Consider the following 24227-nt stretch of genomic DNA (forward strand, 5'->3'; position numbering starts at 1 on the left):
CTACTCCCCCAAGACCTTATCCAACTCATTAATAAAGTCATGAATACGCTCAGCATTTTTGCCCAAATCACTACCGCCAACCCGTGACTTACTGCGAATATCGAGCAGACGCTCACTGCCGTTATCTGTGATACGTACGACGACATCATCTTTAAAGCCGAACCACATCGTACTATCTGTCGCTTCGACAATGCCTTTATCCACATCACTATTTACCAAATCCCAGCCTAAATTATTGACGGCTTGTTCGGTCGCCTTGACCAATTCAGATTGTGATTGCGCATAGCTCAAGGTTTTCAGATCCGGATAGGCGTCACGCTGTTGTTTTGCAGTTGCTTCACCTGCGTACTCAACGGGATTTGGTGCATCAGCGCGTAGTGGGGCAATGGCCTCAAACTTAGGTGGATTGATCAAGTCGGTCGATATATCGTGAATAGGCGGTACACTTTTGCCTTTATTCATCATGCTAAGCGGCATAGCTATGGCAATAGCAGACAGTAGCAGCGCTATTACCGTGCTGCCAAGCGTCACTGTTTTGCGTTTAAATATCATTTGTAAAACGAGCAAGATAAGGGCGGCGATGCCAGCAAACACGCCGAATTTAAATCCTGTAAAGGCGGTACCCAAATCGACGATGCCATATTTATAAAGCGGACCGGGTAACGTCACCAGTAAAAAAGCGATTAAGCTTACGAGACTAACTAGAACTTTCATTAGGTTTCTCCGTTATGATTTAATCGTCGCTTAATCACTATTGAATCACTGCGATAATTAAGCCTATGTTTAATTCAACAGCCAAACATGCTCAGTGACTTTTAGCTTAGCTGCGGAGCCAATAGTAGCAGGTTCATTTATCAGTTCGTTAATTTGATAGTGCTCGCCATAGTATTGCTGTATTTGCTCACTACTGATGGAGAAGGGCGGTGCATTCTTTTTATTTTGATCATAATTGAGCGTGATTAATAATTGCGGTGCAAATTTTTTATCAGCAGTATCGCTAAGCTGTCGCACTTGCTCGCTATATTTCATACGCATATTGGCTGGTAAGGCAATCAATGCCGCTTTATCGTATACCGCATCGACAAAGCCAATATCCTCAGCCGTTAGCGCAAAAATATCAGCGACCCATAGCGTGATGGTTCGTCCTGCCAGCTGACCTTGATAGGATTTAATGGTTGGATTATCCGCATGTTGATATACAGTAGGCACGATATTTTGCTCAGTAAAGAATTCTTGTACGGCTGTCTCAACCAATTCAACGCCAACGACATTATAGCCCTGCGCTGTTAGCCATGCCATATCAATTGACTTACCACATAAAGGCACAAATACTCGACCACCAGCGGGCACGTTTAAATGGCTAAAGCACTTCATTAATAACGGATTCACTTCAGACTGATTAAAACCAATGCGTTTCTCTTGCCAGCGCGTTTGCCAAAACTCAGGGTTCATACGTTAGCCTCTATTGGTTAAGGTTTATATTATTAGTTATTTTTATAATAATCTTTTGGGTGATGATGCTAAAGGTATTAAAAAGCCAAACACTTATATAATAAGCGTTTGGCTATGATTAAAATTCGCTCTAAAATCTATGCTTTTTCAGCAGTTTCTTATGTAACGTTTTGCTTAGCTCACCATGTATTTACTGAACTCTTTACGCAATTTGGCAAGCTTTGGCGGTATAGCGAAGTTGCAATAAGCTTGTCCTGGGTTTCTATTAAAGAAGTCTTGATGGGTCTCTTCTGCTTGATAAAATTCAACAGCAGGATGTATTTCTGTGACCACATTGACACCCATGTCACGCAATTTATTGATTGTGCGGTCGACGGTTGGTTTTTGATCTTCTTCGGTGTAAAACACGACGCTGCGATACTGGCTACCGACATCATTGCCTTGACGATCCATCGTGGTGGGATCATGAGTGGCAAAGAAAACATCTAGGATGACTTCTAGCGGGACGATTGAGTCATCAAACTCAACCTTGATGACTTCAACGTGTCCTGTCGTACCACTACAGACTGCCTCATAGTTGGCAGATACTGCGTCACCGCCCATGTAGCCTGAAACGACAGATTGCACGCCTTTTACAGATAAAAATACTGATTCGGTGCACCAAAAACAGCCACCGCCTAATATAATGGTTTGCATAATTTTTCCTATTATTATAGATGTTGTTATAGAGATGGGCTAAGGTCTTTATTTGGATGCAGTATTGTCATTTTTCAATGACTTATTGCTTTGAAGAATTTATTACCCTTAGCGCTACCTAATCAGCTTAGCAGGGCATCTGACCGCGATAAGTAACAAACAGTAATGTTATAATGGGCTTTTGCTACGTTGAGCAGCTTTCAACTAAATAATGACAAGCAAGACTATCAATTATTTCCTACTTTAAGTTCTATTATTAACCAATGAGTCGTACCATGAGCCAATCCAAGTCTGCTATCAAACATGACACCCTATTTGACAAACCGTTCACCACGCCACTCGATAAAGCAGCGCGCTTTTCTTTCGATGAGCAAGTGGTGGCTTGTTTCCCTGATATGATTCGTCGCAGTGTGCCTGGTTATGGTCAAGTGCTCGCGATGCTACCTATCTTTGCTCGTCGTCATTGTAAATATCGCCAGCAGGATGATAATGGTCAGCGTGTCAGTCGCATCTATGATTTGGGCTGCTCACTTGGTGCCGCAAGTATGACCTTGGCAGGCGAGTTTGAGCCGCAAGACTTGCAGATCAAAGCGATTGATATCTCACCAGCGATGACGACGGAAGCAAGCACTCTACTGAGTGAAAATTATCCTGAGCATGACATCGAAGTCATCACTGCTGACATTCGTGACGTGACGCTTGAGCCATGCGATATGGTAATTCTGAATTTAACGCTACAGTTTTTACCCGCCGCTGATAGAGTAGAAGTGCTAGAGAAGATTTATGCGGCATTAAGTGAAGGCGGCATATTAGTGTTAACCGAAAAAACCCACGCGTTTGATGAGCAGTACGATGCATGGTTGGTTGAGCGCTATTACGACTTTAAGCGCGCCAATGGCTATACCGAGATGGAAATTAGCGGCAAGCGTAACGCGCTAGAAAACGTCCTTATTACCGATACCTTAGATGAGCATCATGCACGTTTAACGCAAGTTGGTTTTGAGCGTCATCTGACATGGTTTCAGTTTTTGAACTTTGTCTCTATTGTGGCGTTTAAATAATCCTTATCTTTAACACAGTTATTTTTCAATCAATACGGTAACCTTCTTTTATGCTCAACGACACTATCATCAACGCCGAACGTGAATTATATCTAACCTTGCTAGAGCTGGCGCAACAGCAGCCGATCGCTTATGAATGGCTCAAGCAATTACCAACTTGGCTAAATGCGATCAAAGACAAAGCCAATTATGCGCACGCGCCTGCCTACCAAGCGTCAGTCGCTCGTTTGCCAACATTAACCGTCAATAATGTCGATCTAAACAGCGATACATTGACTATTGATGCCAGTCTCAATGAGTCTGAGCGTAAACAAGCAATGGCACTACTAAAGCAATTGATGCCGTGGCGTAAAGGGCCTTTTCAGATTGGTGGTCAAATTGGCAGTCAGATCGGTAATGATGAATCATTTATAAAAATTGATACTGAGTGGCATAGTGACTGGAAGTGGCAACGAGTGGCGCCGCATTTGGGTGAGTTAAAAGGTCGCCGAGTGTTAGATGTGGGCGGTGGTTCAGGTTATCACGGTTGGCGCATGGCAGGTGCTGGCGCGGATACGGTTATTATCATTGATCCATCATGCTTGTTTTATCATCAGTTTATGGCGATTCGGCACTTTGTGGGTAATGCCGATAATTATAGGACGCACTATATTCCCGTACCGCTAGAAGCCTTACCTGCGCATAGCCAATTGTTTGATACCGTATTTAGCATGGGCGTGCTTTATCATCGTCAGTCACCTTTTGAGCATTTGCAGCAGCTTCGAGGGCAATTGGTCAAAGGCGGTGAGTTGGTACTTGAGACGTTAGTCATCGAAGGCGATGCCAATACCGTGCTGGTGCCGCACGATAGGTATGCGCAAATGAATAACGTGTATTTTTTACCGTCAGTGGCAGCATTAATTGGTTGGCTAGAAAAAGCTGGATTCTCAGATGTGCGCTGCGTGGATGTGGCAGTGACATCGACGGAAGAGCAGCGTAAAACAGAGTGGATGACCTATCATTCGCTAGCAGACTTCTTAGATCCTAATGACTCAACTAAGACCATGGAAGGCTATCCAGCACCAATGCGCGCGACCTTGATTGCCAAGAGGTAGAGCGCTATTAGTATCTGCCATGAATAAATAGACCTCTTGCACAAGTCATTGCTAACCCTAGTAACAAGCTAGGTGTTTATGACCCATCATTAGAAGGTGAAGATATGCCCGAATTAAATGAGCCACTTCTTAAAAGCGACTTCTAATAATATCTTGAGTAAAAATCCTACAAAGCCCGCACCCAGGGCCAAGAAAATCCAAAAAGTACCTGCTCGCCCAGCTTCAGACTTTTTAGAGATATCCCAAACAATAAAGAATAAAAACGCAATGAATATAGGTAATAATACGTATAGTCCCCAACTGGTGACGGTACTGGCGGCAATGGCAAACATGGCATAATCCTATAAAGTGGTAACATACCGTCTATTTAACGCTGTCATTCTATGGTTTCTTTGATAGAAATCGCCCTAAGAAAAGCGTATCACCCTCAAATAATGAGCAGTAATAAATAAAACAATAAATGAAAATTAAATAGAAGGAAAAAATACAAAGCATCATTATAACGCGGAAGCAAGTGGGTATAAACTGATGCTAATGAGTCGACAACAGTAACGCTACAATTAGCAGAGCTAACTGTTCATTGCCCATCTTAAATTGCAGCCTATTTATACCGTCTCTTTGGGGTTTATAATGAACGATAGCATAGCTAGGCCTTTTAACTGCATAAATTACTCGCATTAACTGTTATAACCGTAAGATTTTAGTGCTAATTTTGGTGCAAATGGTGCAATAAAGCGCAAAGATTGTTATATTTACAGGTTACTTATCCTTTTGTACTATTTTATCCCTTGCAATGTCGGTCGCTATCATAATGGGCAGTTATCGACTGCTCGCATTCGCCACATTTTTACACCGTTTTTGTTGTTTATTTAACTGAGTTCAAATCCTTATGTCACAAGCCCAAATTGATACACTTGCATCACTATTCAACGATGCTATTCATACCTTACAAGCCGATGGCACACTACCTGCTGACTGGCAAAACAACAGCCAAATCACCCGTACGAAAGACTTAAGCCATGGTGATTTTGCCAGTAATATCGCGCTTACTGCTGCCAAAGCTGCCAAGGCCAATCCACGCCAGCTTGCCGAAAAAATCGTCAATGCGCTACCTGAGAATCAAGACATTCGCCAAATAGAAATTGCTGGTCCAGGCTTTATCAATGTCTTTTTAAATGCCGAGGCTAAGTTTTCGGTACTAGACGATATCTTTGCGTTACAAGATCGTTTTGGTCTAAGTGATCAGTTTGAAGGGCAAAAAATTCAAGTTGAGTTTGTCTCTGCCAATCCAACGTCCAGCCTGCATGTCGGTCACGGGCGTGGTGCTGCATTTGGCATGAGCGTGTCAAACCTGCTAGAAGCGATTGGCTATGACGTCACCCGCGAATATTATGTCAATGACGCTGGCCGTCAAATGGACATCTTAGCGACCAGTACGTATCTACGTTATCTAGAAGCCAACGGCGAGGAAATACAGTTTCCCGTTAATGGTTATCAAGGCGACTATGTCAGTGATATCGCAGAAACGCTAAAAGCGCAACATGGCACGAGCTACGTGCATAGCTTTACAGACGTTGCTAAAGATGCGCCAGAAGATGCACAGTTTGAAACCAATGCCGATGGCGAAAAAGTTTTGCTATCAGGTGATAAAGAAGCCCATATCGATGGCCTGATTGCCAATAGTAAAGCATTGCTTGGTGAGGGCTATGAGCTGTTTCTAAATGCCGCATTAAGCAGTATTCTGGCTGATATTAAAGACGACTTAAATGACTTTGGTGTGCGTTACGAGTGTTGGTTCAGTGAAAGATCGATCGATAGCGAGATTGAGCCAGTACTGCAAGTTTTAGATGACAAAGGTTATCTGTACGAAAAAGACGGTAATATTTGGTTCAAATCGACCGACTTTGGCGATGAAAAAGACCGTGTGGTACGCCGTGCTAATGGTCAATCTACCTATTTTGCTTCTGACATTGCTTATCATAAAAATAAGTTTGATCGTGGTTTTGATAAAGTCGTCAACGTTTGGGGCGCGGATCACCATGGTTATGTGCCACGGGTAAAAGCGGCTTTGTTGGCTTTGGGAATTGATGCAGAACGCCTTGATGTGGTGCTGGTACAGTTCGTGGCGCTATGGCGCGGTAGTGAAAAAGTGCAAATGTCATCGCGTTCAGGTCAGTTTGTGACTATGCGTGAGCTGCGTGCAGAAGTCGGTAATGACGCTGCGAGATTCTATTATGTGGCACGTAAGCCTGAAGTGCATATTGACTTTGATTTAGAGCTCGCCAAATCACAAAGCAAAGACAACTTGGTTTACTACATTCAATATGCACATGCACGGGTTTGCCGCGTATTAGAAAAACTGGCAACCTATGATTTGACAGTAGATGATGCCGTTGGTTTGGCGCATCAAAATCTGCTTAGTGCACCCAATGAAGATGAGCTGATTAAACTGCTAGCAGGATATCCAGCGACACTGTTACGAGCGGCGACTGGCTATGAGCCGCATGTACTGACCAACTATCTAAAAGAGTTGGCAGCGCTATTCCACGGCTGGTACGATACCAATCGTATTTTGCCAGTGAGCTTAACTTCGGGCGAAACACCAAGTCAGGTAGAGATTGAATTGATGCAAGCACGTCTGCGTTTGTCTAAAGCAGTACGCCAAGTATTGGCCAATGGGCTTAGTTTATTAGGGCTATCCGCACCGTCTAGCATGTAGTGTCTTTCTAACATGTGGTAATTTTCTAACATGTAGAATGAGTATAGGCGACCGATAGCAATAATTCGATAATGATAGATTCAGTAGGGAGAAAGAGATCCATGCTAGCCAAAAAACCTAAAGGCGCGACCGAAAAGCGCAAATCAAGTAGCGTATCAGGTTTATTATGGATGTTTGTCGGGGCAGTATTGACCTTAATGATTGGCGTGTTTTTGTACCTTTCGCCATTGTTCGATTTCAGCCCCGCTGATAGCACTGCCGGCAATGATCCTGATCGGCAGGTAGAGCCTCGCATCGATACTGATACTGATAATAGCGATTACGAGTTCTACGATATATTGCCCAATCAAGAAATGGCCACTATTCCTGATGAAAATATCAGTGAGATAGGTAATGATGGTTTGGGTAGTATCGGTGCTTTTGAACCGGATGTCGTCGTCACTCAACCAGAGAACAACTCAGCCAGTCGCAACGATGATACGGGTAACTTCGGTATTTCTGAAAGCACCTCTATCGAGCCGAGCCGTGGTAGCAATGCTGGCACGAGTAATAATAGCGATGATATTGTTATCGTTGAAGAAGACGCTACCTATGATAGTGCGCCGGCTAATGGCAATACAGCAAACCGTACCAATAACACAGGGGCGAGTACGGCTAGTATTCAACCTGCGAAGCCTGCAGCGACTTATATCTTACAGATTAATAGCTTCGGTGATGCTGATGAAGCCGATCGTCGCCGTGCCCAAGTGCTGATGGCAGGTGTAGACGCTAGAGTGGTCAAAAACACCACGGGCAATGGCTTGCCTATCTATCAGGTTATTTCGCGCCCAATGAATAACCGTCAAGCAGTCACTACTGCTCAGCAGCGCCTACAAAATAATGGCATTGATTCTATTATTGTTGAGCAGCGCCGCTAAGTTGCGCCTAATAGCTGCCATACTCATTTATTAATAATAAAAAAAGCGTCGCAATGGCGTTTTTTTTATCTCTGCTTTTTAGCAAAGTTATTTTTTCTATTGGTTTATTATCTCTCATCAAAAATTTCATAAAGAGCGTGGCCATGACTGTCTCTGATTCAGCAACACCGCCTAACAGCTTGATAAAAGCATTTTTCCAAAAGTATTTCATTGATGCCTTTACTGGTATGGCTCTAGGACTTTTCGTCACATTGATTGCTGGTTTGATTATTTCACAAATCGGCGGTTGGTTAGACATGCCAGCACTCATTGCGGTCGGGAAATTGGCCTCTATATTAATGGGGGCTGGTATCGGTGTGGGCATTGCGTATTATCTTAAAGCACCGACTTTGGTTATGCTCAGCTGCTTGGTCGCAGGGATGCTTGGTGCTCACTCTGAAGCGTTGATGGCAGGCATGCTTTTTAACCCGCAAGTGGGTGGACCGGCGACATTCGTGGCTTTGCCCGGAAATCCTATTGGCGCATATTTGACCTCAGTATTTGCTTATCGCGCTGGTACTTGGGTCGCTGGCAAGACCAAACTTGATATTTTGTTAATTCCTTTATTGGTCTGTGCCGTCGCATTGGCAGTTTGCGCCTTGCTTAATCCGCCTATCGTTGCGGCTGTTGCTGCTATTGGTCAAGGTATTCAAGCAGCCACTGAGTTACAGCCACTACTAATGGGCATTGTTATCGCAGTCGTGGTCGGTATTTTGCTGACAATGCCCACTTCAAGCGCTGCCATTTGTATTGCGATTGGACTTGGTGGTGTAGCAGGTGGCGCTGCTGTGGTTGGCTGTGCGGCGCATATGATTGGTTTTGCCGTTGCCAGTTTCAAAGACAATGGAGTTAGCGGTGTGATATCTCAGGGCCTAGGCACTAGCATGCTGCAAATTCCCAATGTGTTAAAAAAACCTGTGGTCTTATTACCTGCCGTTGTCGCTAGTGCCATCGTTGGTCCTATCGCCACGGTAGGCTTTGGCTTGGCGTGTACGGCGACAGGCGCGGGCATGGGCACTGCTGGACTGGTCGGGGTGTTTGGGGTCATTGAAGCGTCACAAGAGATTATGAGTAGCGCTCAGTTATGGACAGCGATTATTTTATTGATGTTCGTATTGCCTGCGCTGATTGCTGGGGTCGTCGCTTATATGATGCGTCGTCTGGGCTGGTTAGTTGATGGTGATATGAAACTGCCCTAATCCTCAAGGACTATTTGATCTTTTTGATAAGGCTAAAAATCAAAAAAGCCCTGATAATGTAGCAGGGCTTTTTTGACCGTCTTTATCTTTATCTGAATCTTATAGCGACTAGGCCGATTTACGAGCACCAGTTCTGGCAGGTTTCTTGCCTTTGAATTTGCGTGACAGCTTATGGACGTCATTCAGTATCTTGCTATAGCTTGATGGAAACACGCGCTGTACGGCGTCGATTATTTTGGCATCGTTACCGATCAAGCAGCGTGGCTGATTGGTCGCGGCGGCTTGCAGAATAATCCAAGCCGCTTCACTGGCATCAAACTTTAAAAATTTATTAAAACTACTGATCGCTTTGCTGCCACCCCGCATGCCAAGGTCACTGATGCTGTCATTACCACGCGCACTATTGGCGATATTGGTTTTGATGCCACCTGGATGGATGCAAGTGGCTGAGACGCCGCAGCGCTGAATATTCAGCTCTTGACGCAGGCTTTCGGTAAAGCCACGTACCGCAAATTTGCTAGAGTTATAGGCAGATTGCGAAGGCTGAGCGGTCAAACCAAAGAGACTTGAGATATTAATGATATGACCGTGCTCAGTAAATTGGCGTGCTTTGCTGTCTTTACCATTTTTAGTCGATTCGCTTTCTTTGACGCTATTTTTGATTAAAGGTAAAAATGCCTTGGTGCCATAGACCACGCCCCAAAAATTGATATCCATGACCCATTCCAGCTCATCGATACTGCTACCTTCTACGGTCGAGTATAGCGCTACGCCTGCATTGTTAAAGATAAAGTTTACTTTGCCGTGATCTCTCATGACGTCGTCTGCCCATGCTTGCACCGCTTTATTGTCTGAGACATCGAGTACGGTCATGGTGACTTTGACATCATAACCGACGAGCAGTTCTTTGGTTTGGGCTAACTGCTCGGGATTGATATCGGATAGCGCGACATGACAACCCATTTGTGCTAAATGCACGGCAAGCTCACGACCCATACCAGATCCTGCACCGGTAATGGCGGCAACATGATTGCGATAATAAGGGGCAATATCATGGTTTTTATTGGCAGAAAAAGGTAGGTGCTGACGCAGGGAGGTTGCTATAGAAGTAACGTTGTTAAGCATGATAAACAGTCCTTTGTATCATCTGTGATGGAGTCTGGATAGTGCATTTGGCCTTAGCTCTACTGGGCATAAACTCTGAGAGTAAAGCATAAATAGAACCTCTACCTTAGCATGGTTTATAAGGTTAGCTGCCTGCGATTGATAAACGCAGCTGTCATTTTTTGAGCCACTTATAGTCAGTGAAAAGTAATATCGAACCATGAAGCACTGCTGATATCCATTTTTCTTGCTTGCTGTGCCTGCGCAGACAGAGGCGACAAAAAACAGACATAAAAAAAGCGTCTTAGCATAATGCCAGACGCTTTTTTTGATGACAGCCAATTAAGTAATTAGCTGTCATCATTGAACTATAAATTAAGCCATTTCAAATTAAGCAATTTCAGGGGTTTTGCCGTCATTAATCACTTCCTCATCGACGAGCACGGTCTTCGCATCTTTCATAGATGGCAGCTCATACATAGTATCAAGCAAAGCATTTTCTACGATAGAGCGTAAACCGCGAGCACCCGTTTTGCGCGCCATTGCTTTTTTGGCAATCGCATCAAGCGCTTCTTTGGTAAAGCTAATATCAGCGCCTTCCATATCGAACAAGTACTTATATTGCTTAACCAAGGCGTTCTTTGGCTCCGTCAATATCTGCACCAACGCTTCTTCATCAAGCTCTTTTAGGGCAGCGAGCACTGGCAAACGACCAATCAGCTCAGGAATCAAACCGAACTTGATTAAATCTTCTGGCTCGACTTGCTGTAGCAAATCTGAGCTACGTTTACTATCGTCTTTTGAGCTGACATCAGCATTGAAGCCAATACCGGTTTTTTCTGTACGCTGCTGAATCACCGCATCAAGACCGGCAAAAGCACCACCAACGATGATAAGGATGTTACTGGTATCGACTTGAATCAGCTCTTGTTGTGGATGCTTACGACCACCGTGCGGCGGGATAGCAGCAACCGTACCTTCAATAAGCTTTAGCAAGGCTTGCTGTACGCCTTCACCTGATACATCACGCGTGATAGAAGGGTTGTCGCCTTTCTTACTGATTTTATCAATCTCATCAATATAGATAATGCCTTGCTCAGCTTTAGCTACATCGTAATCTGACGCTTGTAGCAGCTTTTGTACGATGTTTTCAACGTCTTCACCCACATAACCTGCTTCAGTCAAGGTAGTCGCATCTGCCATTGCAAAAGGTACATCAAGTAGACGAGCCAAGGTTTGTGCCAGTAGCGTTTTACCAGAGCCTGTCGGGCCAATTAGCAAGATGTTACTCTTAGCCAATTCAACCATGGCATCGTCAGCGCCAATCTTAGATTTTTTGCTGTCATTGGCTAAAGTCTGGCTGACTTTGAGACGCTTATAATGGTTATAAACAGCGACCGCCAGTGCTTTCTTAGCAGCGTCTTGTCCGATGACATATTCATCGAGCTTGGCACGCAACTCTTTTGGCGTTGGTAGCTTTTTATTGACCCAAGAGGTATCAATCTCGCTATCAGCATCGTCATTGTCATTGTCGGTATCTGCAATGAGGTCGGTACACAATTCGATGCACTCATTACAGATATTGGCATCATCAGCGGCGATTAGCTGTTTTACTTCGCTTTTTTCTTTGCCACAAAAAGAGCAATGCGGTGTTTTATCTTTTGCCATATAAAGGCGCTCCTAAAATTTAAAACTTACAAATATTTTGATTTTTGACATCAAAGCCAAAACGTATAACGTTCAGGCTTTTAATGCTCATCAAAGCTTGTGCTCTTATGCAGTAATTATAAAGAAGCAGGGCGACGCTCTAATACTGCATCGACCAGACCGTATTCTTTGGCTTCTTCGGCATCCAACCAATAATCACGCTCGACGTCTTTTTCAATTTTTTCTACTGGCTGACCCGTACGCTCAGCTAATATCTTATTCAAACGTGCACGAGTTTTTAGAATTTCGCGCGCATTAATTTCGATATCAGTTGCTTGACCTTGTGCGCCACCTGATGGCTGGTGAATCATCACTCGAGCATTGGCTAGGGCATAACGCTTGCCTTTCTCTCCAGCTGCCAATAGGAATGAACCCATGCTATACGCGCCGCCCATGCAAATGGTCGATACTTCAGGTTTGATAAAGTTCATGGTATCAAAAATAGCCAAACCAGCACTTACTGAGCCGCCTGGTGAGTTGATATACAAGTGAATATCTTTATCAGGATTTTCAGCTTCTAAAAACAATAGCTGTGCGACGATCAAGTTGGCCATATGGTCTTCGACTTGACCAGTCAAAAAGATAACGCGCTCACGTAATAGGCGTGAGAAAATATCGAACGAGCGTTCACCGCGTGCTGATTGTTCTACAACCATAGGCACTAGTGCAGCCTGAGGTGCGCTTTGAGTGTGTTGCGCGCTTTGGGCAGTATTGTGCGCACTCATCAGCATATCAAAATGCGGGTTAGCAGTAATACGATCATAATCTGTCATAGAGATGTCCTGTTTATAAGTACATAAAATAAAGAAATAGAGATTAGCGAACAGCCAAGCTTTTATTAATGCTTATCATTGTAAATGTTGCCATCTTTTAATAATACTAACTGGCTAAAATAATAAGCGCCAGATGTCGCTAAAAATAATTGAGCCAATGGTAACTTTTTTATGGGGGCAATAGTAACGTTTTAATGTGACAAACGATAAATGACTCCCTATTAATAAGGCGTCTATATGGATTTATCAAGGGGAGCTGCTATAAAGTATGGATAAAGATAGCACATAAACCACCAATAAAAATGCCCCAACAAAGTGTTAGGGCATTGCTCAAGCATTGTTACCGATTAGCGCTGATGTGACGACACTGATGAATAATCAGAGCATCATCTTACATCGCTTGCTGCTGTTGTTGCTGAGCAGCTAGCAAGTCTTGGTAGCTAACTTCTTTGTCAGTTACTTTACCTTGCTCGATTAGATAATCAACCACTTGGTCTTCTAGTACAACAGACTCAATGTTAGCGCGCTGTTGCTTATCAGTGGTGTAGTACTCGATCACTTCTGCTGGATCTTCGTAGTTTTCAGCGGCTTCTTTGATGAACGTTTCAACGCGTGCTTGATCTACTTCTAAGCCTTTGGTATCGATAACACGAGCAACGATGATGCCAAGACGGGCAGCACGTAGCGCTTGCTCTTCAAATAGCTCATTTGGTAGCATGTCTTTATCAAAGCTTTCAGCGTTAGAGCCGAACTGCTGAGAAAAACGTTGCATCATCATGTTGCGCTGACGCTCAATTTCTTGCTCTAGCATAGCGTTTGGTACATCAAACTCGTTCTTTTCTAGCAATGCGTCAAAAGTCGCTTGCTTAACTTGGCTACGCGCAGCGTTTTTGATTTCGCGTTCCATGTTTTTGCGTACGTCGTCTTTTAGTTTTTCAACGCCGCCTTCTTTTACGCCGAATAGCTCAAGGAAAGCATCGTCGATTTCAGGTAGCTTAGATTTTTCAACCAATTTTACGTTGATTTTGAACTGAGCTTCTTTACCCGCTAAGTTTTCAGCTTGGTAATCTTCTGGGAAAGTCACTTCGATGATTTTTTCTTCGCCAGCTTTCATGCCTTTGATACCCGCTTCAAAGCCAGGAATCATTTGGTTGCTACCGATAACCAATTTGAAGTCTTCAGCAGATCCGCCTTCGAATTTTTCGCCGTCGATAGAGCCTTCAAAGTCAAAAGTCACTTGGTTGTCTTTCGCAGCCATGCCTTTTTTCTCAACGAATTCTTCACGTTGCTTTTGTAGGTTTTCGATCATGGTGTCAACGTCAGCTTCATCAACCTTAGCAGTATGACGCTCAACTTCGATCTCATCGATACCTTGTACGTCTACTTCTGGGAAGATTTCGACAGTCGCTTGATAAACCAAGAAATCATCTTCAAGTTTTACGTCGTCGATGTTAGGCATGCCAACAGCGCGGATGTCTTCAGATTTGATCGCTTCAAAAACAGTATCACGGATCACATCGTTGATAACTTCTTGTTGAATGCCAGCACCGTACTGAGAGCGGATGTGTGACATAGGGACGTTACCTTTACGGAAACCGTCAATCTTGGCAGTTTTCGCAACTTGGCGAATACGGCCTTCGACTTTGTTTTGAATTTTTTCAACAGGTACTTTAACTGTCAATTGGGTTTCTTTGTTAGACAGCTTGTTGGTTGTGACTTGTAAATCTGTAGCCATGTTAATTACACCTTTAGGATTAGATAGTACTTAAAATTAAGCAGTACTTAGGATTAAATGGTAATAGACAAACCGAGCCTCAAAATACGGGCGTGTACAACGGATTGCCGTTGGAATAAATAGGGGATAATGATAGCCCGCAACGTCGATATTAGTATCAGTAGCAATCGCTACCAGCACAAAATATAAAACTGCTGAGGTTGTAAATGCTATCAAATATCAATAATAAACCGTTAATGCACCGCATAATAACGCTTTTTGGTGAATTATACAGACAAATAACGGTTTTCGACAAAATTTTTAAAAGTAGAACAGTATAATCTATCTGATTATTAAAGTAAAAATTATCTGTTTGCCGCTTGTTCGCTCAAAAATTACCGCGTTAGTTTCACTTCATCTATTATTCATGCTTATGTGATTGATGCGGTGTCGAGCTTAACTATATAGGGTCTAACCGTATTGGTTTAAAGTAGACCAAATACGATACAAGCCGTTTTATATATAGTCAGTTCAATATAATTTCGATACAAGGAAACCGAGTGCAAGTTATACATTAGTATGCTTAGCGAGGATGACGATGTAGCGGATTTATATAGACTTGACTATAGTTGCTTATAAAGGTAACTGCGCCAATAGCTGCTGAATGGCCTGACCACGATGACTTATGCTGTTTTTATCAGCAGCGCTCAAGCTGGCCGCACTGGCTTGCAAGTCAGGTAACCAAAATAATGGATCATAGCCGAAGCCACCATCACCATGCGCTGTCTCTGAAATCTCGCCATGCCATAATCCTTGAGCGATAATCGGTAGCGGGTCATCAGCATGACGCACCATCGCCAGTACGCAAACAAACATACCTTTAACAGAAGTATCTGGCTTCGCTTCGCGGATAGGCTGTAAGTCAGCAATGAGCTTAGCGTTATTTTTACTATCGTTACCATGCTCACCAGCGTAGCGAGCAGAGTAAATCCCCGGTGCGTTACCGAGTACAGGCACACACAGTCCTGAGTCGTCAGCGATAGCAGGCAGTCCACTGATACGACTGGCATGACGGGCTTTAATAATGGCATTTTCTACAAAGCTCAAGCCATCCTCAATCGCATCTTCGATATCGAGCTGACCTTGCGGGATGATCGTTACCTCTAGATTGGCCTCAGCGAATAACCGTTTAAATTCAGCCAGCTTGCCTTTGTTATTACTGGCGAGCACCCATTGGGTACTTGGTGCTGATTGTGTTGCGTGTAGGGGAGTGTCGATGGTGCTTGTGTTGGTCATAGTGTCTTTCCGTTAAATGATTATGTAGAGTTTGGTTAATCTAATTTTGCCTTTTGACGTTTTTTTATTGTTGATATAAACCTATCTAACCGTCGTATTTGCAGTAGTCATTGATGTCTGTGAGGTAGCTTGGGCTATCGGCTGAGCCATCCGCTAATACATAGCTTATGGCTATACTGATTGTACGGTCTATAACATTTGGTAACTGATACTTTTGGTCATTGTTGCTATAATACTCAGCAAGCTACAGCGAGTTATATCCTGTAACTTTTGAATATTTAATTAATAAATGCTTATGAAGTCAAACACTTGGCTTTTAAGCAAAGAATAATAGCAAGCAGTAACCGCTAGGTTCATTTTGGATTCATAATAATACGTGATATTGTATTGAGCAGTACCCTGTATCAAGCAATAATATTCATTTCAAACAATAAACTCAGCCAATTTAGTCCGCTATTTTATAGTGTTTTTTACGGTGTAAAAATAGCGTAAAATTCAGTTTCTATAATCAGTTTTATAAACTAACGGCTAAACAGCAAGGATAAAATAACTATGTCAAACATTACATTGCCAGAACTACCATATGCAAAAGACGCACTAGAGCCACATATCAGTGCCGAGACGCTAGAGTATCATCACGACAAGCATCATAATGCATACGTGACCAAGCTTAACGATTTGCTACCAGGTTCTGGTCTAGAAGACAAAACATTGCCAGAAATCATCCTAGCGACTGCTAAAGATGACAGCAAACAAGGTATGTTCAACCAAGCAGCCCAAGTATGGAACCACACGTTTTACTGGAACTGCATGACGCCAACAAACGGCGGCGGCGAACCTACTGGTGATCTAAAAGCGAAAATCGAAGAAGACTTCGGTAGCTACGACAAGTTCCGTGAAGAGTTCAAAAACGCAGCATTGACTCAGTTCGGTTCAGGTTGGGCATGGTTAGTCGCTGATAAAGTCGGTGGCAAATTATCAATCGCTAAAACTGCTAATGCTGATACCCCACTTGCACATGACCAAATCGCTGTATTGACTTGTGATGTGTGGGAACATGCGTACTATATCGACTATCGTAACCGTCGTCCTGACTACGTAGATACGTTCCTAGACAAGCTAGTGAACTGGGACTACGCAAATGCAAAATATAAAGGTCAAGACGCTGGCGTTGAAGCATAAGCTTTAACTGCTAAGTATTTGATTGATAAAAAAGGACGCCGCGAGGTGTCCTTTTTTTTGGTTTGGATTAAACCTCTCTTCGCTCTAATAAAGCTTAAGCTTAGTTTTTTTAATATTCTTCAATTCTAATTTGTGAGCGACCTAGGTATTCCTCAACACGGTCTCCTATATCAACTATACGTGCAAAATTTACTTCAGATGGTCTTACTCGAAGACTATCCATTGATTCAGGTATAGGTAATGTCGCTCTATGACCATCTACTGATACTAATTTATGTCGTTCTATGAAAGAAGAACAATACTTTACAGTATATTCGACAGCACTAGAAGTAGAGTCAGGATGACCCGTTGCCCAAGGCTCATCGAAACTTCTATATGTGTCATAATCTGCTCTTTCTATATGAAGGTTCAAATTATCTTTATACGTAAATGAACCAGTTTCGTCATCAATAATCCATTGGTCTTGAGATGAAGTTGCTAATACATTTTTAATTTCATCAAGCTTCATAAGCTTTTAACTCCTGTTTATATTTATTTTTAATAATGAATATCTATGTACATAGACAAGAGATTCATAATCACCAAAGTCGAACGCAGAGATTTAGTTTTATAAATAACTGATTTTATCAACAGAAGTTTATATATGGATTAGCAATAGAATTTTCAAGTATATAAAATATATAATAAAAAATTTAAGTAAAATGTTAGGAGTGAGATTAAGATAATTTGCTTAAAATAAGCTATTTAGTAGGTACAGTAAAGTTAGCTGATTCTCTAAAAGGATTTTGATAAAACATGATCCACCGAATGGTGATTTTAATTAATTATTAATTGGTAGGTCACGTGCTTCTAAACACACATTACAACACCTCGAACCCAAACTTACCCAACGCCTCTCTCAGCATCGCAATATTATAATAAGCATGTGCTTTAGTGGTGTTTTGAAAGAAGATATATAACGTATCGAAATGCTGACGCTGATTGGCAATCGCTTGCGCCCAGTCCTGCATCTCCGCTTCGCTATAGCGATAATCATGACGATCAGCTGCGCTCATCGCATCCCACCAGTTTAGGTTATTACCATGCATACGCAGATAGCCAGTGCGTTCGGTAAATATCAATCGTGATGGTGGCAACCCGCTGACTTTGGGATAATCAACGCTACACCAAATGAGACCTTGCTGCCGAAAGCTATCGACCACTTGCGGCGTGTGCCAAGCGTTATGACGAAACTCAATGGTGAGTGGGTAGTCCTGAAACCAACTGACAAGCTCTGCCAGATAGAGACGATGCTCGCGAGTACGATCAAAGCCGTGAGGGAACTGGAGCAGCAAAGGTGCTAAAGCATTTGCTTCGATAAGCGGGGATAAGGCGTTTAAAAATGCCTGTGCGTGCTCGACAGTGCCTTTACGTGCATGAGTAAAGTCTTGATGCAGCTTGACGGCGAACTTTAACTCGCTGTCGGCTTGAACATAAGCTTTATTAACCATCCCCGCAAAGGCTTTTTGTCCAATGGGTGCGTAAAAGCTGCTGTTAATCTCCACCGCACCATACTGCTTGGCGTACTCACGTAAAAAGTCGGTTTTTTTGGTGCCAGTAGGATACAGCGTACCGAGTAAGTCAGTATCGCTATAGCCGCCAGTGCCGAGATAAATACGCGGGGTAGGGGAACTGTCCATGTTGACCACTCACTGCCGTTTGGGTAATAAAGTTTGCTGAGCTATTTTTATTCAGCGGCTATTCGCTAAACTATTTCTTACGCGACCATAGCCATTCAATTAATGCCAATAGTGCGTCGTTATTTGTATTAGGATGATTGTCGGTGCTACTGCTAAGCTCACCACTGCTTAGTTCACGAATAATAGCAGCGCGCCCATCATTAAACAGCGATTGCGCATAGCTGGTCGCCTGATCAACACCCATCAGCTTCACGTAAGTAGATTTGTCTAACTTTTCATCACTGCCGGCAGGTTTGCCCAGCGTATCGGTGCTGGTGGTCACATCTAAAATATCGTCTTGAACTTGAAAGGCTAGACCAATATGTTGAGCGCACTCTTGTAATGCCATACGCTGCGGAGCCGTCGCGCCAGCGCAAATGCCGCCCATGAGCATGGCCGCTTCAATCAATGCGCCCGTTTTATCACGGTGAATGGCTTCCAAGTCGCTTTGTGAGATGCTGTCACTGGCTTCTGCATTGAGATCCAGCATTTGACCAGAGACCATGCGTCTGGCACGCGGTGCAAATATAGCGAGCAGCTGGCTGGCGATATCCGTATCAAATGGGGCAAAGGTAGGCAGCTCTGCGGTCAATACTTCAAAAGCTAGCGTCTGTAATACGTCACCGGCGAGTAGGGCGGTCGATTCTTCAAATACGATATGAGCCGTTGGCTGACCGCGGCGCAGGTCATCATCGTCCATACACGGCAAATCATCATGCACTAACGAATAGGTATGCAATAGCTCTACCGCCAACGCGGCACGGCGCGCCATATCATAATCTGAGTCGTTTTCTAATAACGATGCTAATTCATCGCTGACTGCATTACCTTTATCAACATTCTTATCACTGTGATCATTCACGTTGGCAAAGGCGCTGGCGACCAGCAGTGGACGCACCAATTTACCTTGACCCGTCATAACATAACGGCAGGCATCCAACAGTGGGCTTGGTAACTGGGCATAAGCAAACAGCACGTCGATGTCTTGCGCCAATTGCTCGCGCACAGCACTATGGAATTGCTTGGTACTATTATTGGCATTGCTATCGGTGCTGCTGTCAGAGCGATTAAAAGACTTAAAGCTAGTAGGCATAACGCTTGGCGTAGAAGAAACAGTCATAATCCAACCATTTATCAGAGGAGTAATAAAATTATCGTTAGTGTAGCATGAACGATTATATTGCTTGTGTGAGACAGAGTATCAATCGATTGTTTTTGACATTTTTCTGTTGCGGTCTGTTTGGGACAAGGCTCACTTCAGCCGAAAGATAACAACAAGATTTCGTTACGCATAGATGATTTCACTCATTGGTTGAATATGTTCTGATAAAAGAGCAAGCTAAGCGAGGTACAATTAATCGGATAGCACCAACGGTCTACCATCTTTGAGATGGTACTCATTCAATATTAGGTTCATTGTTTATCTAAGTTAGTGATTCAATTCGATAACTAAGTATACAGTTGTTCACTAAACAACTTTTAGCGTAAGGTAAATGTCTACAAGCGATTTAAGAGTGACTTGCGAGTATGGCATTAGCTTGTGACAGTGAGGGGCATAATCCCCTACACTAATTGACGTGAAAATGATCTGGTGACGATGGCAATAGGTTTTTACTCAGGTTATTTGGTCGTCGATGCCTCATATCGCACCATATCTCAGTCAATATTTATAACATCAACACTTGCAACAGCAGCACCTTGAAAGAAATTATATAAATGAAGTGTCATATGATGTCATGTAAGAAACGCAAAATAAGTGCATCATCATGAGCGCTAGATAATAAAGACATCTTCACTCGTGCGTAGACTCTGTGTTGGTTTTTATGACACAACAGGCGCACAGTGCTATTACCCATTTTACTAACAGTAACTGGCTATTTATTTTAATTTAAAACGTAGCTTTCGTTATATAGAAAGGAGTTTCAGATGGTATACCAAGGAAATCGCATCACGGTGACAATGCTAGAGGATGGCATCGCCAACATGCAGTACAACGCCGAAAATGAGAGCGTGAACAAGTTTGATGCCGAAACCAACAAGCAGTTTGGTGAAGCCGTCACCGCTTTAGAAAAAGCTGATGACGTAAAAGGTCTTATCGTAACTTCGGCGAAAGGCGTGTTTATCGCTGGTGCTGACATCACAGAATTCGTCGGTTCTTTCAAAAAGTCAGAAAGCGAGATCAAAGATTGGGTCGTTCATGTTAATGACGCTTTCAATCGTTTCGAAGACTTGCCGTTTCCAAAAGTAGCTGCCATTAATGGTGCGGCAATGGGCGGCGGTTGTGAGATGACATTGGTTTGTGAATACCGTGTCATGAGTGACAAAGCGATTATCGGCCTACCAGAAACTCAGCTAGGCATCTTCCCAGGTTTTGGTGGTACGGTTCGTAGTACGCGTATTATTGGTATCGATAATGCACTTGAGCTTATCGCGACTGGCGCTCCTAAAAAAGCATTGGCAGCATTAAAGATAGGCTTGGTTGACGCGACGGTTCCTGCTGATGACTTGCAAGATGCAGCGATTGACTTGGTCAAAAAATGTATCTCAGGTGAGCTTGACTGGAAAGCAAAACGTGAAGAGAAATTAGTGCCTGTTAAGCTAAATCAGCTTGAGCAAGCCATGGCATTCAACAGTGCCAAAGGTATGATCTTTGCCAAAGCCAATCCTAAGCAATATCCAGCACCAGCGCTCGCGATCGAAGCAATCGAAAAGCATGTGAATTTATCACGTGACAAAGCGATCGACGTTGAAGCGACCTATTTTGCAAAAGCGGCGAAAACCCCACAAGCAGAAAGCTTGGTTGGTCTATTCTTAAACGATCAATTGGTTAAGAAATTAGCGAAACAGCACAGCAAGCAAGCACACGAAATCAATGAAGCGGCTGTACTAGGCGCTGGTATCATGGGCGGCGGTATCGCTTATCAGGCAGCCAGCAAAGGCTTGCCAATCATCATGAAAGACATCAAGTCTGAGCAATTAGACCTTGGTATGGGCGAAGCCAGCAAGCTACTTGGCAAAATGGTCGATCGCGGCAAAATGACCCCAGCAAAAATGGGCGAAACCTTAAGCCGTATACGTCCAACGCTTAACTATGGTGACTTTGCTGAGACTGATATCGTCATCGAAGCGGTCGTAGAAAATCCGAACGTGAAGCGTGCGGTACTAAAAGAAGTAGAAGGTCTAGTAAAAGACGATTGTATCCTAGCGTCAAACACCTCAACGATTTCTATTACTTTCTTAGCTGAAGCACTTGAGCGTCCAGAAAACTTCGTTGGTATGCATTTTTTCAACCCAGTAAACCGTATGCCGCTAGTAGAAGTTATTCGCGGTGAAAAATCTTCTGAAGAAGCTATTTCAACGACCGTTGCTTTGGCCACAAAAATGGGCAAAGTGCCTGTCGTCGTGAATGACTGCCCAGGTTTCCTTGTGAACCGCGTATTGTTCCCATACTTTGGCGCATTTGATTTGCTGCTTAAGCAAGGCGCTGATTTCGTCCATGTTGATAAAGTTATGGAAAAATTCGGCTGGCCGATGGGTCCTGCTTACCTAATCGACGTTGTTGGTCTAGATACGGGTGTACATGGCGCAGAAGTCATGGCAGAAGGTTTCCCTGACCGTATGAAGCCTGATTATAAAGGTGCGATTGAGCTTTTATATGAAAACAAACGCTTAGGTCAGAAAAACGGTGTTGGTTTCTATAAGTACGAAATGGACAAGCGCGGCAAGCCAAAGAAAGTTGCTGACGAAGCCACTTATGAGCTACTCAAAACCACGACAGATAGTGAAAAGCAAACGTTTGATGATCAAGCGATTATCGACCGCACCATGCTGGCTTTCTGTAATGAAACCGTACGCTGCCTAGAAGACAATATCGTTAGCACGCCATCTGAAGCCGATATGGCGATGATTATGGGCGTTGGTTTCCCGCCATTCCGCGGTGGTCCTTGCCGTTATGTTGACCAAATGGGTCTAGATAACTACTTGGCATTGTGTGAAAAATACGCCCATCTTGGCAAAGCCTATGAAGCGCCGCAAAAGATTCGCGACATGGCAGCAGCAGGCGAGACCTTTTACGCCACAGCGTAATAGGCAGTCACTACTAGGATGAAGTGCCGTACGTTTACTATTTAGGCTAAGAGCAATTGAGACATGAATCGTCTCCAATAGTAAACGTACGATTATAGTGAGTTTCATTTAATGCTAGCACAAGGAAATCGAGTGCAAATGTACGTATTGTACTTTAAGCGAGATTGACGAGGTAATAGCACTAAAGTGGACTGACTACACTGACAATAAAAATTGAAAAGGAAGATAGTATGACAATTTTAAGTCCAAAAGACGTGGTCATCGTAGATGGCGTACGCTCAGCGATGGGTAAAACCAAAAACGGCATGTTCCGTCACGTTCGCGCTGATAGCATGTCTGCTGAATTGGTACGTGCATTGGTTGAACGTAACGATTTCGATCCACGCGACGTTGAAGACATCATCTGGGGTTGTGTCAACCAAACGCTAGAGCAAGGTCTAAACATCGGTCGTAACATCGGTCTGCTGGCTGGTATTCCAAAGACTGCTGGCGGTCAAACCGTTAACCGTCTATGTGGTTCTTCTATGCAGGCGCTACACACTGCCGCTGCCCAAATCATGACCAATCAAGGTGATGTGTTCATCATCGGTGGTGTAGAGCACATGGGTCACGTCGGCATGATGCATGGCGTTGATCTCAACCCTGAAGCATCAAAGCATTATGCAAAAGCGTCAAACATGATGGGCTTGACCGCTGAGATGCTGGGCCGTATGAATGGCATCACCCGTGAAGAGCAAGATGCCTTTGGTCTTGAGTCACATCGCCGTGCATGGGCTGCGACTACTGAAGGTCGCTTTGACAATGAAATCATCGGTATCGAAGGTCATGATGCTGCTGGTCGCTTGCAACTATGTACCGTAGATGAAGTGATTCGCCCAGACGCGACGATGGAGCAAATGCAAAATCTACGTCCAGCCTTTGATCCTAAAGGTGGTACGGTGACGGCTGCAACATCATCTGCATTATCTGACGGTGCATCTGCAATGCTAGTGATGAGCGCACAGAAAGCCAAAGAGCTAGGTCTTAAGCCACGTGCTCGTATTCGCAGCATGGCTGTGGCTGGTTGTGATGCCGCTATCATGGGTTACGGTCCTGTACCTGCTACGCAAAAAGCACTTAAGCGTGCTGGTATGAGCATCGATGATATGCAAACCATCGAGCTAAACGAAGCGTTCGCAGCGCAAGGCTTATCAGTATTAAAAGCCTTGAACTTGACGGACAAGCAAGACATCGTCAACATCAACGGTGGCGCGATTGCGCTAGGTCATCCACTCGGGTGTTCTGGCGCTCGTATCACGGTTACCTTGCTAAATGCGATGGAGCAATCAGATACTGAAATCGGTCTAGCGACGATGTGTATCGGTCTTGGCCAAGGTATTGCTACTATCATTGAGCGTGTGTAATTTTAGTCTGACTTATACATAGTAGTAAATATTAATAAAACTGATATTTGTTGATTAATTTTATATT

20 protein-coding genes are annotated in these 24227 nt (G+C 43.6%); 8 read left to right on the top strand and 12 right to left on the bottom strand.

Annotated elements, in window-relative coordinates:
• From AAEY72_RS02945 to msrA, 3 genes are all read right to left on the bottom strand, one after another.
• Entirely contained in the window at positions 1–714 is a 714-nt protein-coding gene (locus AAEY72_RS02945) for a DUF1499 domain-containing protein (protein WP_352309391.1), read from the bottom strand.
• Between the two features lie 69 nt (positions 715–783).
• Positions 784–1452: a thiopurine S-methyltransferase gene (gene tmpT, locus AAEY72_RS02950; RefSeq protein WP_352309392.1), complete on the bottom strand. Its 669-nt coding sequence runs from the start codon at positions 1450–1452 to the stop codon at positions 784–786.
• Positions 1453–1626: 174 nt separating this feature from the next.
• The gene (gene msrA, locus AAEY72_RS02955) at positions 1627–2148 is read right to left on the bottom strand and encodes a peptide-methionine (S)-S-oxide reductase MsrA (protein WP_189586668.1); all 522 of its coding nucleotides are present in this window, start codon (positions 2146–2148) and stop codon (positions 1627–1629) included.
• 263 nt (positions 2149–2411) lie between these two features.
• Between msrA and cmoA the strand changes: the two genes are divergently transcribed.
• Positions 2412–3209, top strand: a complete 798-nt coding sequence (gene cmoA / locus AAEY72_RS02960; RefSeq protein WP_352309393.1) for a carboxy-S-adenosyl-L-methionine synthase CmoA — start codon at positions 2412–2414, stop codon at positions 3207–3209.
• A gap of 50 nt (positions 3210–3259) precedes the next feature.
• On the top strand, positions 3260–4303 hold the full coding sequence (gene cmoB, locus AAEY72_RS02965) for a tRNA 5-methoxyuridine(34)/uridine 5-oxyacetic acid(34) synthase CmoB (protein ID WP_352309394.1): 1044 nt from the start codon (positions 3260–3262) through the stop codon (positions 4301–4303).
• A 113-nt stretch (positions 4304–4416) separates the two neighbouring features.
• Here cmoB and AAEY72_RS02970 read toward each other — a convergent pair whose 3' ends face one another.
• On the bottom strand, positions 4417–4635 hold the full coding sequence (locus tag AAEY72_RS02970; RefSeq protein ID WP_010200696.1) for a DUF2788 domain-containing protein: 219 nt from the start codon (positions 4633–4635) through the stop codon (positions 4417–4419).
• A 557-nt stretch (positions 4636–5192) separates the two neighbouring features.
• Between AAEY72_RS02970 and argS the strand changes: the two genes are divergently transcribed.
• From argS to AAEY72_RS02985, 3 genes are all read left to right on the top strand, one after another.
• A complete protein-coding gene (gene argS / locus AAEY72_RS02975) occupies positions 5193–7022 on the top strand; it encodes an arginine--tRNA ligase (RefSeq protein ID WP_352309395.1) in 1830 nt (609 codons plus the stop codon).
• Between the two features lie 101 nt (positions 7023–7123).
• Positions 7124–7939, top strand: coding sequence for an SPOR domain-containing protein (locus AAEY72_RS02980; RefSeq protein WP_352309396.1), 816 nt, complete (start codon positions 7124–7126; stop codon positions 7937–7939).
• Positions 7940–8082: 143 nt separating this feature from the next.
• Complete coding sequence (locus AAEY72_RS02985) at positions 8083–9177, top strand: PTS sugar transporter subunit IIC (RefSeq protein ID WP_352309397.1); 1095 nt, start codon at positions 8083–8085, stop codon at positions 9175–9177.
• A gap of 108 nt (positions 9178–9285) precedes the next feature.
• On the opposite strand, the gene AAEY72_RS02990 is transcribed toward AAEY72_RS02985, so the two are convergent.
• The 5 genes from AAEY72_RS02990 to rdgB form a co-directional block, all read right to left on the bottom strand.
• A complete protein-coding gene (locus AAEY72_RS02990; protein ID WP_194621089.1) occupies positions 9286–10302 on the bottom strand; it encodes an SDR family NAD(P)-dependent oxidoreductase in 1017 nt (338 codons plus the stop codon).
• A gap of 369 nt (positions 10303–10671) precedes the next feature.
• Complete coding sequence (gene clpX, locus AAEY72_RS02995; protein ID WP_189586686.1) at positions 10672–11949, bottom strand: ATP-dependent protease ATP-binding subunit ClpX; 1278 nt, start codon at positions 11947–11949, stop codon at positions 10672–10674.
• A 116-nt stretch (positions 11950–12065) separates the two neighbouring features.
• Positions 12066–12761 (bottom strand): ATP-dependent Clp endopeptidase proteolytic subunit ClpP, encoded by a 696-nt coding sequence (gene clpP / locus AAEY72_RS03000; protein WP_026037287.1) that lies wholly within the window; start codon positions 12759–12761, stop codon positions 12066–12068.
• A 391-nt stretch (positions 12762–13152) separates the two neighbouring features.
• Positions 13153–14496: a trigger factor gene (gene tig / locus AAEY72_RS03005; RefSeq protein ID WP_352309398.1), complete on the bottom strand. Its 1344-nt coding sequence runs from the start codon at positions 14494–14496 to the stop codon at positions 13153–13155.
• Between the two features lie 612 nt (positions 14497–15108).
• Positions 15109–15771: an RdgB/HAM1 family non-canonical purine NTP pyrophosphatase gene (gene rdgB / locus AAEY72_RS03010; protein WP_352309399.1), complete on the bottom strand. Its 663-nt coding sequence runs from the start codon at positions 15769–15771 to the stop codon at positions 15109–15111.
• 552 nt (positions 15772–16323) lie between these two features.
• On the opposite strand from rdgB, the gene sodB reads away from it, so the two are divergent.
• A complete protein-coding gene (sodB, locus tag AAEY72_RS03015; RefSeq protein WP_352309400.1) occupies positions 16324–16953 on the top strand; it encodes a superoxide dismutase SodB in 630 nt (209 codons plus the stop codon).
• A gap of 109 nt (positions 16954–17062) precedes the next feature.
• Here the strand turns inward: sodB and AAEY72_RS03020 are convergent, their stop codons facing one another.
• From AAEY72_RS03020 to AAEY72_RS03030, 3 genes are all read right to left on the bottom strand, one after another.
• Complete coding sequence (locus AAEY72_RS03020; protein ID WP_352309401.1) at positions 17063–17461, bottom strand: hypothetical protein; 399 nt, start codon at positions 17459–17461, stop codon at positions 17063–17065.
• Positions 17462–17813: 352 nt separating this feature from the next.
• Positions 17814–18632 (bottom strand): DUF72 domain-containing protein, encoded by an 819-nt coding sequence (locus tag AAEY72_RS03025; RefSeq protein ID WP_352309402.1) that lies wholly within the window; start codon positions 18630–18632, stop codon positions 17814–17816.
• A gap of 70 nt (positions 18633–18702) precedes the next feature.
• On the bottom strand, positions 18703–19791 hold the full coding sequence (locus AAEY72_RS03030) for a polyprenyl synthetase family protein (RefSeq protein WP_352309403.1): 1089 nt from the start codon (positions 19789–19791) through the stop codon (positions 18703–18705).
• Positions 19792–20597: 806 nt separating this feature from the next.
• Here AAEY72_RS03030 and fadB point away from each other — a divergent pair.
• Both fadB and fadA read left to right on the top strand, forming a co-directional pair.
• Positions 20598–22757 carry a fatty acid oxidation complex subunit alpha FadB gene (gene fadB, locus AAEY72_RS03035; RefSeq protein ID WP_352309404.1) on the top strand — a complete coding sequence of 720 codons (2160 nt, stop codon included), beginning with the start codon at positions 20598–20600 and terminating at the stop codon, positions 22755–22757.
• A 230-nt stretch (positions 22758–22987) separates the two neighbouring features.
• Complete coding sequence (fadA, locus tag AAEY72_RS03040; protein WP_189586714.1) at positions 22988–24160, top strand: acetyl-CoA C-acyltransferase FadA; 1173 nt, start codon at positions 22988–22990, stop codon at positions 24158–24160.
• Positions 24161–24227: the final 67 nt, after the last annotated feature.

This window comes from Psychrobacter sp. W2-37-MNA-CIBAN-0211, from assembly GCF_040309405.1.
Taxonomy (GTDB): Bacteria; Pseudomonadota; Gammaproteobacteria; order Pseudomonadales; family Moraxellaceae; genus Psychrobacter; species Psychrobacter glaciei.

Bases quoted from the DNA above. Each gene is read 5' to 3' on its own strand.
- AAEY72_RS03025 (WP_352309402.1), bottom strand. From the start codon at position 18,632: ATGGACAGTTCCCCTACCCCGCGTATTTATCTCGGCACTGGCGGCTAT.
- AAEY72_RS03020 (WP_352309401.1), bottom strand. From the start codon at position 17,461: ATGAAGCTTGATGAAATTAAAAATGTATTAGCAACTTCATCTCAAGAC.
- fadA (WP_189586714.1), top strand. From the start codon at position 22,988: ATGACAATTTTAAGTCCAAAAGACGTGGTCATCGTAGATGGCGTACGC.
- cmoA (WP_352309393.1), top strand. From the start codon at position 2,412: ATGAGTCGTACCATGAGCCAATCCAAGTCTGCTATCAAACATGACACC.
- clpX (WP_189586686.1), bottom strand. From the start codon at position 11,949: ATGGCAAAAGATAAAACACCGCATTGCTCTTTTTGTGGCAAAGAAAAA.
- AAEY72_RS02945 (WP_352309391.1), bottom strand. From the start codon at position 714: ATGAAAGTTCTAGTTAGTCTCGTAAGCTTAATCGCTTTTTTACTGGTG.
- cmoB (WP_352309394.1), top strand. From the start codon at position 3,260: ATGCTCAACGACACTATCATCAACGCCGAACGTGAATTATATCTAACC.
- sodB (WP_352309400.1), top strand. From the start codon at position 16,324: ATGTCAAACATTACATTGCCAGAACTACCATATGCAAAAGACGCACTA.
- tmpT (WP_352309392.1), bottom strand. From the start codon at position 1,452: ATGAACCCTGAGTTTTGGCAAACGCGCTGGCAAGAGAAACGCATTGGT.
- AAEY72_RS02970 (WP_010200696.1), bottom strand. From the start codon at position 4,635: ATGTTTGCCATTGCCGCCAGTACCGTCACCAGTTGGGGACTATACGTA.
- msrA (WP_189586668.1), bottom strand. From the start codon at position 2,148: ATGCAAACCATTATATTAGGCGGTGGCTGTTTTTGGTGCACCGAATCA.
- clpP (WP_026037287.1), bottom strand. From the start codon at position 12,761: ATGACAGATTATGATCGTATTACTGCTAACCCGCATTTTGATATGCTG.
- fadB (WP_352309404.1), top strand. From the start codon at position 20,598: ATGGTATACCAAGGAAATCGCATCACGGTGACAATGCTAGAGGATGGC.
- AAEY72_RS02990 (WP_194621089.1), bottom strand. From the start codon at position 10,302: ATGCTTAACAACGTTACTTCTATAGCAACCTCCCTGCGTCAGCACCTA.
- AAEY72_RS02985 (WP_352309397.1), top strand. From the start codon at position 8,083: ATGACTGTCTCTGATTCAGCAACACCGCCTAACAGCTTGATAAAAGCA.
- tig (WP_352309398.1), bottom strand. From the start codon at position 14,496: ATGGCTACAGATTTACAAGTCACAACCAACAAGCTGTCTAACAAAGAA.
- argS (WP_352309395.1), top strand. From the start codon at position 5,193: ATGTCACAAGCCCAAATTGATACACTTGCATCACTATTCAACGATGCT.
- rdgB (WP_352309399.1), bottom strand. From the start codon at position 15,771: ATGACCAACACAAGCACCATCGACACTCCCCTACACGCAACACAATCA.
- AAEY72_RS02980 (WP_352309396.1), top strand. From the start codon at position 7,124: ATGCTAGCCAAAAAACCTAAAGGCGCGACCGAAAAGCGCAAATCAAGT.
- AAEY72_RS03030 (WP_352309403.1), bottom strand. From the start codon at position 19,791: ATGACTGTTTCTTCTACGCCAAGCGTTATGCCTACTAGCTTTAAGTCT.